Origin of the sequence: Marinobacter mobilis, assembly GCF_900106945.1 — a bacterium.
Classification (GTDB): Bacteria; Pseudomonadota; Gammaproteobacteria; order Pseudomonadales; family Oleiphilaceae; genus Marinobacter; species Marinobacter mobilis.
In genome coordinates, this window is sequence record NZ_FNNE01000007.1 from 162,371 (window position 1) to 176,411 (window position 14,041).

13 protein-coding genes are annotated in these 14,041 nt (G+C 59.5%); 3 read left to right on the forward strand and 10 right to left on the reverse strand.

What is annotated here, in order from left to right; all coding sequences use genetic code 11:
- Positions 1-8 precede the first annotated feature (8 nt).
- On the forward strand, positions 9-1,016 hold the full coding sequence (locus BLV11_RS12290) for a DUF2156 domain-containing protein (protein ID WP_091814531.1): 1,008 nt from the start codon (positions 9-11) through the stop codon (positions 1,014-1,016).
- Here the strand turns inward: BLV11_RS12290 and murI are convergent.
- Both murI and nudC read right to left on the reverse strand, forming a co-directional pair.
- Positions 994-1,839: a glutamate racemase gene (gene murI, locus BLV11_RS12295; protein ID WP_091814534.1), complete on the reverse strand. Its 846-nt coding sequence runs from the start codon at positions 1,837-1,839 to the stop codon at positions 994-996. The two genes, BLV11_RS12290 and murI, sit on opposite strands and share 23 nt — an antisense overlap.
- Positions 1,836-2,642 carry an NAD(+) diphosphatase gene (gene nudC / locus BLV11_RS12300; RefSeq protein WP_091814537.1) on the reverse strand — a complete coding sequence of 269 codons (807 nt, stop codon included), beginning with the start codon at positions 2,640-2,642 and terminating at the stop codon, positions 1,836-1,838. The genes murI and nudC overlap by 4 nt, the downstream gene beginning before the upstream one ends.
- Before the next feature lie 134 nt (positions 2,643-2,776).
- On the opposite strand from nudC, the gene plsB reads away from it, so the two are divergent.
- Positions 2,777-5,242, forward strand: coding sequence for a glycerol-3-phosphate 1-O-acyltransferase PlsB (gene plsB / locus BLV11_RS12305; RefSeq protein WP_091814541.1), 2,466 nt, complete (start codon positions 2,777-2,779; stop codon positions 5,240-5,242).
- A gap of 65 nt (positions 5,243-5,307) precedes the next feature.
- Here plsB and BLV11_RS12310 read toward each other — a convergent pair whose 3' ends face one another.
- The 7 genes from BLV11_RS12310 to ppc all read right to left on the reverse strand — a co-directional run bounded on the left by BLV11_RS12310 (position 5,308) and on the right by ppc (position 13,126).
- Positions 5,308-6,117, reverse strand: a complete 810-nt coding sequence (locus BLV11_RS12310; RefSeq protein WP_091814543.1) for a class I SAM-dependent methyltransferase — start codon at positions 6,115-6,117, stop codon at positions 5,308-5,310.
- Positions 6,117-6,488: a hypothetical protein gene (locus BLV11_RS12315; protein ID WP_091814546.1), complete on the reverse strand. Its 372-nt coding sequence runs from the start codon at positions 6,486-6,488 to the stop codon at positions 6,117-6,119. Before BLV11_RS12315 ends, BLV11_RS12310 begins: the two co-directional genes overlap by 1 nt.
- Before the next feature lie 111 nt (positions 6,489-6,599).
- Positions 6,600-7,397: an undecaprenyl-diphosphate phosphatase gene (locus BLV11_RS12320; RefSeq protein WP_091814550.1), complete on the reverse strand. Its 798-nt coding sequence runs from the start codon at positions 7,395-7,397 to the stop codon at positions 6,600-6,602.
- A gap of 35 nt (positions 7,398-7,432) precedes the next feature.
- Positions 7,433-8,143, reverse strand: a complete 711-nt coding sequence (gene tsaB, locus BLV11_RS12325) for a tRNA (adenosine(37)-N6)-threonylcarbamoyltransferase complex dimerization subunit type 1 TsaB (RefSeq protein WP_091814553.1) — start codon at positions 8,141-8,143, stop codon at positions 7,433-7,435.
- A 5-nt stretch (positions 8,144-8,148) separates the two neighbouring features.
- A complete protein-coding gene (adk, locus tag BLV11_RS12330) occupies positions 8,149-8,802 on the reverse strand; it encodes an adenylate kinase (protein WP_091814556.1) in 654 nt (217 codons plus the stop codon).
- Between the two features lie 243 nt (positions 8,803-9,045).
- The gene (locus tag BLV11_RS12335; protein ID WP_091814560.1) at positions 9,046-10,416 is read right to left on the reverse strand and encodes an HDOD domain-containing protein; all 1,371 of its coding nucleotides are present in this window, start codon (positions 10,414-10,416) and stop codon (positions 9,046-9,048) included.
- A 64-nt stretch (positions 10,417-10,480) separates the two neighbouring features.
- Entirely contained in the window at positions 10,481-13,126 is a 2,646-nt protein-coding gene (ppc, locus tag BLV11_RS12340; RefSeq protein WP_091814563.1) for a phosphoenolpyruvate carboxylase, read from the reverse strand.
- An 84-nt stretch (positions 13,127-13,210) separates the two neighbouring features.
- Between ppc and BLV11_RS12345 the strand changes: the two genes are divergently transcribed.
- Entirely contained in the window at positions 13,211-13,444 is a 234-nt protein-coding gene (locus BLV11_RS12345; protein WP_091814566.1) for a hypothetical protein, read from the forward strand.
- 170 nt (positions 13,445-13,614) lie between these two features.
- On the opposite strand, the gene BLV11_RS12350 is transcribed toward BLV11_RS12345, so the two are convergent.
- Entirely contained in the window at positions 13,615-13,959 is a 345-nt protein-coding gene (locus tag BLV11_RS12350) for a pilin assembly protein (protein WP_091814569.1), read from the reverse strand.
- Between the last annotated feature and the right edge of the window lie 82 nt (positions 13,960-14,041).

Below are 14,041 nucleotides of genomic sequence, written 5' to 3' on the forward strand. Positions count from 1 at the left end.
CAGGTAAGATGACGAATCAGAGCATTGCACTCAACCGCCTTGACCTGGTGACTAAAGGCGCGTTCAGTTTTTCGGAACGGATCGACTACCTGAAGAAGTTCGGCGTTCACTCACAATCGTTTTCGACCCTGCAACCGGGAATGGCCTACTTCGACCTGCCCGGTGTTGGCTACATCGGCTACATGAAAAAGTGGGGCATGACGTTTGTCCTGTCCGATCCGGTCGCGGCGCCAGAAAACTTCGAGTTCATCCTGGAGCGCTTCCACCTGCAGCATCCGAATGCCTGTTATATTCAGGTCTCAAAACCGGTCGTTGATTTCCTGCACCGCCGCTTCGGTCTGTTCGGCACCCAGTTTGGCAGCGAGTCCCGTATTGACCTGGGCAGCTGGACATTGAGCGGCAAGAAGAAGCAGATTCTGCGCACGGCACTGAACCAGGCAGAAAAAGGGGGAATCACGGTCAAGGAACGCTTCAGTGACGACCATACCCGTGAAATTTCCGAGGCCTGGATCCGTACCCGCAAGTGCAAGAGCAACGAGATCCGCTTCCTGATCCGTCCCATGCAGATGGATTACCGGGAAAATGAACGGCACTTCTATGCTTACCAGGGCGGCAAGGCCGTTGGTTTCATCTACTTTGATCCGATCTACCACAACAATCAGATCATTTCCTACGTCCCCAATATCTCCCGGGCCAATGCCAATTTCCGTCAGGGCATCTTCTATACCCTGATGGCTCACGCCATGGAGGTGTTCAAGGAGGAAGGGGTACCTTATCTGGATCTCGGTCTCATTCCGCTCTCCCTCGACAAGACACCAGAACCCCAGGAAGCCCGCCTGCTGAAAGGCTTGATGCACAAGCTCTACGAGCACGGCAACTTCCTGTATAACTTCAAGGGACTGGAGTTCACCAAATCCCGTTTTCGTGGGCAGTCGTTCAAGACCTATTGCTGCCATCGTCGCAGTTTGCCGGCCCTGGAGTTCATTGCCATGTTCAAGCTGACACGGTTACTGTAACGCCCTCTGCAGCTGTCCCGGGCCAATGAGCCAGAACGCGGGCGGGGGCAAGCCCCCACTGCGCCAGGAATGACTCAATCCCGGGTGGAACATCGCCGCTGAACATCACCGCTTGCATCATCGCTTCATCAGACTTCCCCAGCGGCAGTGAATAGCCGCCCTGATGCAGTAGAAAAGCCGTCCGGCGGGCAATGGCATCGCCCGAATCCACCCAATGGCGAACCTGCGGCAAGGCGGCCCTCAACGCCTCCACAATCAGCGGGTAATGGGTACATCCAAGCACCACTGTATCCACCCCGTCCGCGCGGAATGGCTCCAGTGCAGCATCCAGCTCGGCCATGGGTAACGCTTGCCCGGCGACCCAGTCTTCAATCCAGCGCACCAGCCCCGGATGCCCTACCCGACTGACGGCACAATCAGCAGCGAACTCATCAACCAGACCCTGCAGATAGGGGCGCCGAACCGTGGCGGGCGTGGCCAGCAGACCTATTTTGCGGTTGCGGGACAGCTGCGCAGCCGGTTTGACTGCCGGCACGACACCAACCACCGGGATGTCCGTCATCGCCCGCAACCGAGGCAGCACCACCGTGCTCGCGGTATTGCAGGCGACGACAACCGCATCCACCGAAAACGCCTCCAGAGCCTTCTCGACGAGGCCGCAGCAGCGTTCGATAACCACCGACTCCGGCTGGTCACCGTATGGGAAGCAGGCATTATCAGCCAAGTAGATCAGACGAACCGCTGGCAAGGCGTGATGGATACACCGGGCCACGCTCAGCCCGCCCACCCCGGAGTCAAAAACCAGAACGGCAGGCGCCTTCAACCGCGAATCTCCTGCTGCATGGCTTCAATCAGACGACCGGCAATGGTCGTCTCCGGCGGTACCGGCGGCAGTTCATCAGGCAGGAACCAATCCGCTTCGGCGATTTCATCTTCCTGCAACACCAGTTCACCACCGGCGTAGTCAGCAAAGAAACCGAGCATCAACTGGCTGGGAAACGGCCAGGGCTGAGAATCGTAATACCGGATATTGGTCACCTTGAGCCCCGTCTCCTCAAGGACTTCTCGCTGCACCGCCTCCTCCAGGGATTCACCCGCTTCTACAAAACCGGCAATCAGACTGAAGAAATTCCTCTTCACTCGCGATGAACGGGCCAGCAGCATTCGCTCCCCGCGCCGGATCATGACGATCACGCAGGGCGAAAGCCGTGGATACCAGGAGAGACTGCATGGATCACAGCGACGGGCCCGCTCGCGGGGGTGAATGGTGGTCGGCGTGCCGCAACGGCCGCAAAACCGGTGGTCCAGCCACCACTGCTGCACCTGGTGCGCCAGCCCCAGCAGCTCCGCGGGCACATCCTCGCCAAAGATCAGGGCATCACGCAGCGTTATGGATTGCACGGCGCCAGCCAGCTGGTCCGGCTCCAGACCGCAAACATACACGGCACGCTCGCCCCAGCGGCCGACGTAAACCGGCTCCTGTCCCTGAGCGACGGCGGAGCGAGCAGCTGACCAGGGCATCAGCCAGTCATCGCCCGGTTTCAGGATAACGCCATTGGAGATGGCCAACACAGCATCGTCGGGCTGCGGCGGGGTATCAATCCAGCCTGGAAGCCATTGAGGCATAGCTTGCTCCTTCTGTTAGCAGGACTGAAAATGTACCACACCACCCGGCCGGGCCATAAGCCGGTGTCGGTCTTTGCGACGGCGCTTCCAGCAAGTACACTTAGCGACACTTTTACGAACCGGAGTCTCCACATATGCATCTCTTCCCGAACTTTTGGGGCCTGTTCCTGACAATGTTTCGGAAAATCCTGTTTCTATGGGTCCGAACCGATGTCAGCGGTGCAACCCGGGAAGAGCTGGGCCTGGATCCCGACAAGCCGGTCTGCTACGTCCTGCAGTACAGCTCCCTGTCCAGTCGCCTGGTGTTAGAACAGGAGGTACGGCGGGCGGGACTTCCCGGCGCGGAAGCCCCGCTGCCGGTCGACAATGGCCCGAGACAATCGTTCTTCTTTCTTTACCGCCGGGTCGGCGGCCTGTTCAGCCGCCGCCAGACCCCGAAACTGACCCCTCTGGTTCACGACCTCATTCGTTACGGGATTGACCATGAACAAGGGGATGTTCAGATTGTGCCTGTATCCCTGTTCTGGGGACGCTCCCCGGACAAAGAAAAATCCCTGGTCAAACTGCTGCTGTCCGACACCTGGTCAGTGGCTGGCCGCCTGCAGAAGCTGCTGATCATTTTGGTTCATGGCCGCAATACCTACGTCCAGTTCAACAAGCCGGTGTTGCTGCAACAGGTGGTCTCTGAATATCGGGACAATGAAGAACGCGCCACTCGCAAACTGGCCCGCATCCTGAGAACCCATTTCCGTCGCGTCCGCCAGGCGGTCCTCGGCCCGGACCTCTCTCACCGCCGCACACTGGTACAGGGGCTTGTACGCACCCAGGCGGTCAAGGAAGCCATTCGGGAAACGGCGCGCAAGGACGATATCCCGCCAGAAAAAGTCCGCGCCAAGGCCCGCAAGTACGCCGATGAGATTGCCGCCAGCATGTCCATCGTGACCATCCGGTTCCTGGAAGTCGTCCTGAGCTGGCTGTGGAACCGGATCTACAACGGCCTCTCCATCAACAACATCCAAGTGGTCAAGGACGTCGCTCAGGACAATGCCGTCGTGTATGTCCCCTGTCACCGTTCCCACATCGACTATCTGCTGCTCTCCTACGTGCTTTACAAGAACGGTCTGGTTCCTCCGCACATCGCGGCCGGCATCAACCTGAACATGCCCGTGGTGGGACCGATCCTGCGCCGGGGCGGCGCCTTCTTCATGCGCCGGAGCTTCCGCGACAACCCCCTCTACAGCACGGTATTCAACGAGTATATGCACGTCATGTTCACCCGTGGCTACTCCGTCGAATACTTTGTCGAAGGTGGCCGCAGCCGCACCGGACGTATGCTCCAGCCACGCCCCGGGATGCTGGCGATGACCATTCGCAGCTTCCTGAGAGATCACCGCAAGCCCATCGTGTTTGTGCCGGTGTACATCGGCTACGAGAAAGTCATGGAAGGGCGTTCCTACCTGGGCGAACTGCGCGGCAAGAAAAAGCAGAAAGAAAGCGTGCTTGGTCTGGCCAGAACCATGCGCAAACTGACCAACTCCTTTGGGCGTGTCTCGGTCAACTTCGGTGAGGCCATCCACCTGTCCAACGTGCTCGACAACTGCCACCCGAGCTGGCGCAAGGAAGCCTATGACAACGAATACCGCCCACCCTGGCTGAACACCGCCGTGGAGGATCTGGCAACCCAGGTCGCTACCCGCATCAACGGTTCAGTGGCGGTTAACCCGATCAACATGACCGCCACCGTGCTACTGAGCACCGAGCGGCTGGCCATGGATGAGCGTCAGCTGGTGGGCATGATGGACCACTTCGCTTCGTTGCTTAAGGCCCTCCCCTACTCAGAAACCATGACCCTGCCCGAAGGCAACGGCAAAGACTGGCTGACGTACTGTGAAGGTATGGGGCTGGTCACCCGACAGCCTCAAAAGCTCGGCGATATCATCGGTCTGGAGGGCAGCAACGCCATTCTGATGACCTACTACCGCAACAATATCCAGCACCTGTTCGCGATCCCGGCGCTGATCGCCTGCCTGTTCGAGAACAATGAGTCCCTGACACGGGACAAGGCGGTGTTTCTGTGCAGCGTTGCCTATCCCTACTTGCAGTCTGAGCTGTTCCTGAAGTATTCGGCTGATGAGGCCGAGAGCATTATCGACCGCTGGATCGATGTACTGGTGGAGAGCAAGCTGCTGCGCACCGACGGCGACCGCATTTGCCGACCACAGGAAGGCACCGATGCCACCGTGCGCCTGCGCAGCCTGTCACGCTTCGTGATTCAGACCCTCGAGCGCTACCATATCGCTCTGGCCATTCTGCGCAAGAACGGTTCCGGCAAGATCAGCGCTGCCGAACTGGAAGAACAGAGCACCATGATGGCCGAACGCATGTCGATCCTGTTCGGCCTTAACGCACCGGAGTTCTTCGACAAAAGCCTGTTCCGCAACTTCATCGCCAACCTGCAGAAAAACGGTGTGTTGAGCGCCGACGAGGATGGCCAGCTCTGTTATACCGATGCGCTGGATGAAGTGGCCGAAGATGCCCGGCTGGTTCTGAACGTGGAGAAGCGCCAGGCCTTACAGCAGGTCACCATGCTGGGAGCCTGAGAGCCTCTGAGGGGCAAGAGAAGTGATGCGCGGCGCCTGACTGAGCTCAGGCGTTCACCTGCCGGTCAGCTGTTCGGCAGGGCCCGAATGGAATAGATGTCGTAACGGCTGCTCTTGCCTTCAATTCGGGCAGCCGGTTCCGGTCCCTCGATCGCAGGGGCCTTGCGGGACCGTTTAACCACAACCCGGTAGGTCGCGGCGTTCAGCGCCGCCGCCAGCAATGCCGGCGCATCATCGTCATCCCCCACCACCGGACGGAACAGCTGCATTTCCTTTTTGACCGCCGCCGACTTGTCCCGGTGCGGGAACATCGGATCAAGGTATATGACATCGGCCACGTCCGTGCCGGCATTCGCCAGCCAGTCGATGCTGCTCCCCTCATGCAGCGTCATCCGCGCCACAATGTCGGAGATGGCCGGATTCAGAAGCCCCCGTGCCAGACCATCCGCCAGCAGCGCATGAATTATCGGAGAACGTTCAAACAGCGTCAGCGTGCAGCCCAGTCCAGCAAGTACAAAGGCATCCTGTCCAAGCCCGGCAGTGGCATCCAGCACGTGCAGCTTTGCCCGGGTCTTTTGCAGGCCAACGGCCCGCGCCACCATTTGCCCGGTACCACCGCCATGCTCTCGGCGATAACCCGCCTTGCCACCACTGAAGTCGACCCTTACCGGCCCTGGCGCGCCCTTTCCGGTTGCCTGCAGGGCCAGCCCCTGCTCGTCGGAAAACAGCAACAGCTCGTAGTCACACACTTGCCGGGGTTTGACCGTCCCGATAAATGGTAGGGCCAGGCGTTCTGCCAGCGCCTGGGCGCCGGCACGGTCACCGAGCGCACTGCAGGCGACGGCCAGTGCTGAGGAACGTTGGGGGGAAGTCATCAGATACGGATGTCGATACCGGCCAGTTCGGTGTCATGACCACTGCCCTGAGACGCCACCGCCGAGAAGGTGGACAAGGCACGGGCCGTTGATAAGGGCAGCTCATCGCCACTGAACCGCTCGAGCCGGACATCGGCTGCGGCCTGACGTGCTTCTACCCGACGTTGCAGCTCTCGATCACTGAGGCTCTCCGGGCGGCGGAAATCCTCGGTACCGTTATCGGACGGGGCTCGAGCCAGGGTTTGCTCGACATCAGACGGTGTTTTTTCCGGACTGGCGGCTGGGTTGCGGGCACCATCGGAACGCTCACGCACAACCCCACTGCCATTTTGCAGGGGATAGCCGCCATTAGAGCCGATGCCATTAATCATTGCTGTCGTTCCGAATACCGCTGAAGAGAAATAAACCAACGTTGGAATAGTACCTGTGGAAAAGTGGAAACAACATAGGTTACGTTCACTTTTTAACCAATCGCTACCCAATCACCACAATAGCAGGACCAGCAGAGCACCTAACCCCAGCCGATAGATCACGTAAGGCATCAAGCCGATACGCTCAAGAAACTTCAGAAACAGGTGTATGCACAGCAGTGCAAACACAAACGACAGGCTGGTTCCCAGAATAATGGATCGCCAGTCAGCCGCCTCACCCTGCTCAAGCAGATCGAGCGTTTTCAGCAGGCCGGCTGCAGCAATGAGAGGAATGGACAACAGGAACGAAAAACGTGCGGCTGCTTCGCGGCCAAAACCAAGAAACAGTGCGGCCGTCATCGTGATACCAGATCGTGAAGTGCCCGGAATCAGCGCCAGGGCCTGAGCCAATCCAATCACCACCGCATCCTTCATGGTCAGACCAGGCAAGCCCCGCTGCTGGCGCCCAACCGCATCCGACCACCACAGCACCAGACCAAAGCCGATGGTGGAGGCGGCAATCACCAGCCCGGACCGGAGATGGGCCTCGATCAGGTCGTCGAGCAGCAATCCCGCCAGCCCCGCGGGTATCGTAGCGGCAATGATCGCCCACGCCAGCCGGCTGTCCGGACTGAGACGACGGTGGGCGGTATCACCCACCCAGGCGGTTGTAAGCCGCAGAACGTCCTTGCGGAAATACCAAGCGACCGCCGTCAGGGTCCCAACATGAACCGCGACATCGAATGCCAGCCCCTGGTCAGGCCAGCCAAGGAGCTGGGACGGGAGGATCAGATGGGCAGAGCTGCTGATTGGCAGGAACTCGGTCAGCCCCTGAATGATCGACAAGACAATGATGTGCCACAAATCCATGGCGTACGATTCCGCGACTGGGTGAAGAATTAGGTTTACTGGCGGCCAGGCAGCTTTTGCCAGGTGACCGTGTTACGCAGGTAGACCGGCTGGGCCTGTTCCGCAGGTACGCCACCGCCAGCACGAAATATCTGCTCGGCCAGTACGGCGACGTAACGGGCCCTGGGGACTCCGGAGCTTTCACAGGAACCGACGGCGGCGGTCACCGCCTCCGGCATCTGCTCACGATAGCCCCAGCCTGAGCCCACCGCCAGCCAGCGGGAAGTCCCTTCAGGCAGCGCGACCAACTCTGGCGCGCAAACACACTCTTCAGCTGCCGCCACCGGGACCCCGTTTCGGTTGTTGAAGCAGCCCCAGTAAACTTCCCCCATCCGGGCGTCAAAGGCGACGGCAACACCATCACCTTCACTGCACTCTGACGAACCGCACACTTCAGCGGCTACGGTCGCCAGAGACGACACCGGAACTACCGGGATCTCCAGTCCGAAAGCCAGGCCCTGGATAACACCGGTGGCAATGCGCAAGCCGGTGAACGAGCCAGGCCCACAGGCGAATGCGAGCGCATCCAGATCACCCGGCACCAGCCCCTGACCGGCAAGGAGCTCCCGGACCATAGGCATCAGCAGCCGGGTATGACCGCGGGGAGCCACCTCGAATCGCTCGTGGATCTGTCCATTCACCAGCAAGGCGGCAGAACACCCCTCAGAGGACGTATCCAGCGCCAGCAATGTTAGCTGTGAGCGCACCAGGCTTACTTCAGCAACTCGAAAATCTGGCTGCGGATGTCATCCAGGGAGCCAACGCCTTCAACCCGCACATACTGGGGAGCGGCAGCGGCATCCTTGGTCGCCCAATCCTGATAGTAGCCAACCAGAGGCGCAGTCTGCTGGTGATAGATTTCCAGACGCTTGCGGATGGTCGCTTCCTTGTCGTCTTCACGCTGGATCAGCGGCTCACCAGTCTCATCGTCCTTGCCCTCAACCTTGGGGGGATCGAACTTGATGTGGTAGGTACGGCCACTGCCTTCGTGAACCCGACGGCCAGACAGACGACCCACAATCTCTTCATCGTCTACAGCGATCTCAACCACGTAGTCGATGCCGATACCCTGGTCTTTCAGGGCTTCGGCCTGGGGAATGGTGCGCGGGAAGCCATCCAGCAGGAAGCCGTTTTCGCAGTCGTCCTGCTTAACGCGCTCCTCAATCAGGCCAATGATGATGTCATCAGAAACCAGGCCACCGGTCGCCATGATTTCCTTGACCTGCAGGCCAAGCTCACTTTCGGCCTTGACCGCTGCGCGCAGCATGTCACCGGTGGAAATCTGGGGAATACCGAAGCGTTCGGTAATGAACTGGGCCTGGGTACCCTTACCGGCGCCGGGTGCGCCTAACATGATCACTCGCATAACGTTGTGCTCCCATTTCTATGATTATATTGAAAAAGCTGTTGCAAAACGGTGGCGCTTTGCGACAGCTTCTTGGCGGACTCACGCAAAAATCGAGCGGGCATTATACGAAGTCAGAGGGGTTTGAGAAAGTGCACCTCAGTAGCATGCCCTTCGAGCGCACAGGGTAGTAGGCTCGAAGCGGCCGGAATCCCCCGGAATAGCCGCTTCGACAGCAGTCTGGAAAGCCCGGAAATGAACCGGTCAGGCTGATAGGGAACGGGCCAGATCGTCGATATCGCTGGCAACCCGCTCCATCTGCTCCTTCAGTTGCTCCACCTTGTCAGCGGTCAACCCCAGGCGCTGGGCCAGAATCTCAATATCGTCCGGGTTGAATTCGTCACCGACACCTTTTTCCTTAAGCAAGGCGTTGGCCAGCTGAACCATCAAGACATAGTTTTCGTGCTCACCACGGTAATCGAGCTGCTGATGAACACCTGCCGACTTGACCACCGCATCAGGCAACTGCCAGAGCCGGTGCAGGATTCCGCCAATCGCTCCGTGGCCCACCTCCAGCACGTCATTACCCTGGCCACCCCCAAACACCTGCTGTTCCAGTGAGCGCATACTCACCTCCGGATTCGCCTCCCGCAGGCTGTTCAGCTCCTCAAACTCTTGTGGAAACAGGTGTCCGATCAACAGCAGACCAAAGTTGTGCAGCAACCCGCACAGGTAGGCCAGCCCCTTGTCGGCACCGGTCATCGCGGCCATATTCTGGGTCAGAAAGGCGGCATAAAGCGAGTGCCGCCAGAATTCGTCCATGCCCAACATGCCCTTGCGAGGCACGTCAAACGCCCTCACTGAGGCAATACCGAGAGCCACATGCGCCACCCGGTCAAACCCCAGAACCCGGGTCACGGCCTCCTGGACCGACTGGATCTGCCCCTGGTAATTGAATAAAGCGGACCGGGCATAGCGCAGGATCTGCGCCGTCAGGCTGGGATCAAATTCAATCAGTTCGGCCAGTTCCCGCGCTGTCGCCTCCGGATTCGAGGTTAATTTCAGGATGCGCAACGCAAGCGCTGGCATCGGCGGCAACCGGTACAGTTTCTGCAATTGTTCGGCTACCTGGTCGAGCGTCAACGCAGGACGCTCTCCCCCGGCCTGCCCCCGGATCACGACATTGCCCTTGCGAGAGCCGGCCAATGCCAGGCGGAGGCTCCGCCCGTCAAGGCGCACCAGCGCTCGATCGGTACCACTGGCGATGACGGCCCGATCCAGGTCCTCGATCGCACTATCCACCAGCACCGGCACCTCGTAGGCGCCACCGACGGCAGGATGGAAACCCGGATCACAGTCGCCAAACAGACGATCAGCCTGACGCGCCGTCAACGGCTGCAAACGGCGCCCCGTCAGCTGGTTTACCGCATTCAGATCGAGGGTCGTGTTAAAGGTATGAACCACCATCAGGGCACCCTGCATATCGATCAGCAAGGTCGCCCGAAGAATCGCGCTCTGAGGCTCACCACAGGCAATCACCGCCGCATCAAAGCCAGACACCGGCTCCAGAGGCAGCTCGGTGTAGGCGATTCCCTTGTGATTGAAAAACTGCTGCAATCGTGGAGCCAGTGCCAAAGGCTATCTCCTGTTCAAAGATTGGCTGGGTTGCCTCGGATAGTACCAGTGACAACCTCCCTGTCTAGCCGGTGTTTCTCATTCCGGCGGCAATCCCCGCCATCGTAACCTTCAGAGCCTGCTCAACGGTTTCCGATACCTGTTCGCCCCGAGCCTCGCTCTCGCGATCGCGGCGCAGGAACTCGGCCTGCAGATAATGCAGCGGATCCGTGTAAGGGTTGCGGACCTTCATGGACTGCGCGAAGACCGGGGCACCGGCCAACAGTTCGTCTTCCTGCTTGAGCGCCTTCACCTGACGGATACAGACGGCCAGACGCTCGCGCAGATCCGCCCCCAGCACCCGCAGCGGCTCTTCCACCAGGGTCTGTTCGTAATACTCGGCAATGCGCAGATCGGCCTTCGCCAGCACCATTTCAAGCATATCGATGTAGGTCTTGAAAAATGGCCACTGCACCATCATTTCCCGAAGCCTTGGCAAAAGGCCGGACTCGGCCGCGTCTTCCAGCGCCACATCACTGCCCAGCCAGCTCGGCAGCATCAACCGCATCTGAGTCCAGGCAAATATCCAGGGAATCGCCCTCAGGCTTTCCACTCCGCCCGTGGCCTTACGCCGCGCCGGACGGCTGCCGAGGGCAAGCTTACCCAGCGCCTGCTCGGGAGTGGCCTGGCGAAAATAGGGCACAAAATCAGGATTTTCCCTCACCACATCACGGTAAGCTTTCAGCGAGCGACAGGTCAGCCAGTCCATTGCCTCCCGCCACTCCGGTTGCGCCGCAGGCGGTGGCGCCAGAGTCGCCTCGACGACGGCCGTGGTGTAGAGCGTCAAGCTTTGCTCCGCCAATCGCGGCAACCCGAATTTGAAACGGATCATTTCCCCCTGTTCGGTGATACGGAAACTGCCATTCACCGAACCGGGGGGCTGGGACAAAATTGCCCGGTTGGCCGGCCCACCGCCCCGACCAACGGTACCACCACGGCCATGGAACAGGGTCAGATGAACACCAAACTGCCCGGCGACCTCGGTCAACCGTTCCTGAGCCTGGTACTGTGCCCAGGCGGCCATCATCTGACCCGCATCCTTGGCGGAATCGGAGTAACCGATCATCACTTCCTGGCGGTCCTGGCAGTAATTGCGGTACCAGTCGATGGCAAACAGCGCGGACATACTGTCCGGCGCACCACTGAGGTCATCCAGTGTCTCGAACAGAGGCACGACCCGCATGGGGTCGGTCATACCGGCCTCACGCAACAGCAGGATGACGTTCAGCACATCCGAGGGCGTGCTGGCCATGGAAATGACATAGGAGCCGAGCGCTTCCGGGGTCTGCTGCGCCACCACTTCGCAGGTATCCAGCACCTCCCGAACCGCCTCCGAGGGCTGCCAATGCCGCGGCACCAACGGCCGTCGGCTCTGGAGTTCACGCAGCAGAAAGGCCTGACGTTCGTCCTCACTCCAGGACAGATAGTCCCCGAGGCCGAGGTAGTCCACCATTTCGGCCACCGCCTCAGCATGGCGACTGGCTTCCTGGCGAATATCGAGCCGAACCAGTGGCAAGCCCAGGGTATGGGCCCGGCGAATGGTGTCCAGCAACGGGCCGTTGGCGATGGTATCCAGACCACAGGACAGCAGGGAGCGATAACAGAGCTCCAGCGGCGCGGTCAGGTCATGGTTCTGAAACAGGATGCCTTCGGCATCAACAGGCTGACCGTTGATGCGGGCTTCGGCCCAGTCACGGGTTTTTTTCAGGCGATCGCGTAATTCCGCCAGCACCTGCCGGTAGGGTTCACGGCTGTCACCGGCAACGGCACGAAGCTCTTCGCTGGCGTCGCCCATGGAAAGCTCTGCCCGCAACGCCTTGATGTCCCGAAGATAGAGGTCCGCCGCCATCCACCGCCCCAGCAGAAACACCTGCTCGCTGACTTTGTGGGTGACGTTCGGGTTACCGTCCCGATCCCCTCCCATCCACGAGGCAATCCGGATCGGGCTGGCGTCCAGTGGCAGCCCCTGCCCGGTCGCGGACAACAGCGAACGGTCCAGACTGCGCAAGAATTTTGGCAGGGCTTCCCAAAGGCTGTTTTCGATCACCGCAAACCCCCACTTCGCCTCATCCACTGCGGTCGGGCGATGGTGGCGGATTTCGTCTGTGTTCCAGGCTTCAGCCACCAGCTGGCGCAATCGCTCAATGATGTCATCCCGTTCACTGGGCAACAGGTCGCTGTGGTCCAGTGCGCCCAGACAGGCAGAGATTTCATCGTATTTCATGATCAGCGTACGGCGCGCCACTTCGGTCGGGTGAGCCGTCAGGACGAACTCGATGCGCAGGTCAGAGACCCTCTGGTGCAACTCCGCCGGATCAACGCCCTGATGTTTCAGACGCTCGAACACCTCCCCCAGCGATTCCACGGCAAGATCCGAGTAATGTCCACGATTGCGCCGGATACCGTGGTACTGCTCGGCCAGATTGGCGAGGTTGAGAAACTGGTTGAACGCCCTGGTCACCGGTAGCAACTGGTGGTCGCCAAGCTCACTGAGCAGGCGAATCAGCCGCTGATCCGAACCACTCTCCTGGCGTCGATCCGCCTTGGCGGCGGCACGGATGGATTCAATCAGTTCGTAGACTTCCTGACCGGGATACTGGCGTATACTCTCTCCCAGCAACTCTCCCAGCAGACGGACATTTTCTCTCAGATCTGGGTGCAGCTCAGTCACAGCGACATCCTTTTAAAATTGACGTGGCCTCAAGGTTATACCGATACTAATAACGGTTAACGACAGTGGTCGCAAGGAGTATTCATGAAAGTAACCGAACTGCCCAAGCACTGGGAATCCAAGCCGGAAGCGGTCGAGCGGAGCCACGATTACAATCTGCGTCTGCCTCTGGAAGATGCCGCACGAATCGCCGCTTTGGCGGAGCTCTACCCGAATCGTAGTGAATCGGACATTCTCAACGACATGATTTCCGCAGCGCTCGATGACCTGGTGCGACAGACGCCGCTCAGAGACAAGCTGGCCAACAGGGATAAGTGATCAAGGCGTAACGGATCTGGCGGTGCCGGGACAGCCGGTCGCCGTCGGGCGAAGCGCGGAAGAGAAAGAAAATCAAGCGAGCGCGGGAAGACGCGCCAACGAATGACGCCAACCGGCAGGCTCTGAGTCCTGTCCGGCCAGCGAGTCTGGCTTGATATGCCGTTATCCGTTCAGGCGACTGATTCCAGTTGCCGGGCTTTCAGGCGCTGGATGTGCTTCTGGCTAAGGCTGACAAATTTTGGCGTCAGTCCCTGATCTTCGTAGATCTCGAAGCCATCTTCATCGAATGCCACCACTTTTGTTCCCTGCACATACGGGAAACTGGTTTCCATCTCATCCAGCGCAGCCGATATCAGGTCCCGTAGCAGGTCCTGGGGGGATTTCATCGGATAAAGCGCAGAGAGTTTTTCCAGTTGTTTGTGGTGTTGATCCGAAAGCGCCAGGAAATAGGCATCCCGGGTCAGTCGTCCCCGAGCATGCTTGTCCCAATAATTGACCAGATCTTTTATCTTCATAGTGCCGTAACTCCTGCATCCTCTTGGCCCGGATACGCCGCACCTGAACGGTGCACCCGATATCCAAAGTGTAGACGAAGCC

Coding starts and splice junctions, on each gene's coding strand:
- BLV11_RS12345 (WP_091814566.1), top strand. CDS start 13,211: ATGAAAGTAACCGAACTGCCCAAGCACTGGGAATCCAAGCCGGAAGCG.
- BLV11_RS12320 (WP_091814550.1), bottom strand. CDS start 7,397: ATGGATTTGTGGCACATCATTGTCTTGTCGATCATTCAGGGGCTGACC.
- adk (WP_091814556.1), bottom strand. CDS start 8,802: ATGCGAGTGATCATGTTAGGCGCACCCGGCGCCGGTAAGGGTACCCAG.
- plsB (WP_091814541.1), top strand. CDS start 2,777: ATGCATCTCTTCCCGAACTTTTGGGGCCTGTTCCTGACAATGTTTCGG.
- BLV11_RS12290 (WP_091814531.1), top strand. CDS start 9: ATGACGAATCAGAGCATTGCACTCAACCGCCTTGACCTGGTGACTAAA.
- nudC (WP_091814537.1), bottom strand. CDS start 2,642: ATGCCTCAATGGCTTCCAGGCTGGATTGATACCCCGCCGCAGCCCGAC.
- BLV11_RS12350 (WP_091814569.1), bottom strand. CDS start 13,959: ATGAAGATAAAAGATCTGGTCAATTATTGGGACAAGCATGCTCGGGGA.
- BLV11_RS12310 (WP_091814543.1), bottom strand. CDS start 6,117: ATGACTTCCCCCCAACGTTCCTCAGCACTGGCCGTCGCCTGCAGTGCG.
- BLV11_RS12315 (WP_091814546.1), bottom strand. CDS start 6,488: ATGATTAATGGCATCGGCTCTAATGGCGGCTATCCCCTGCAAAATGGC.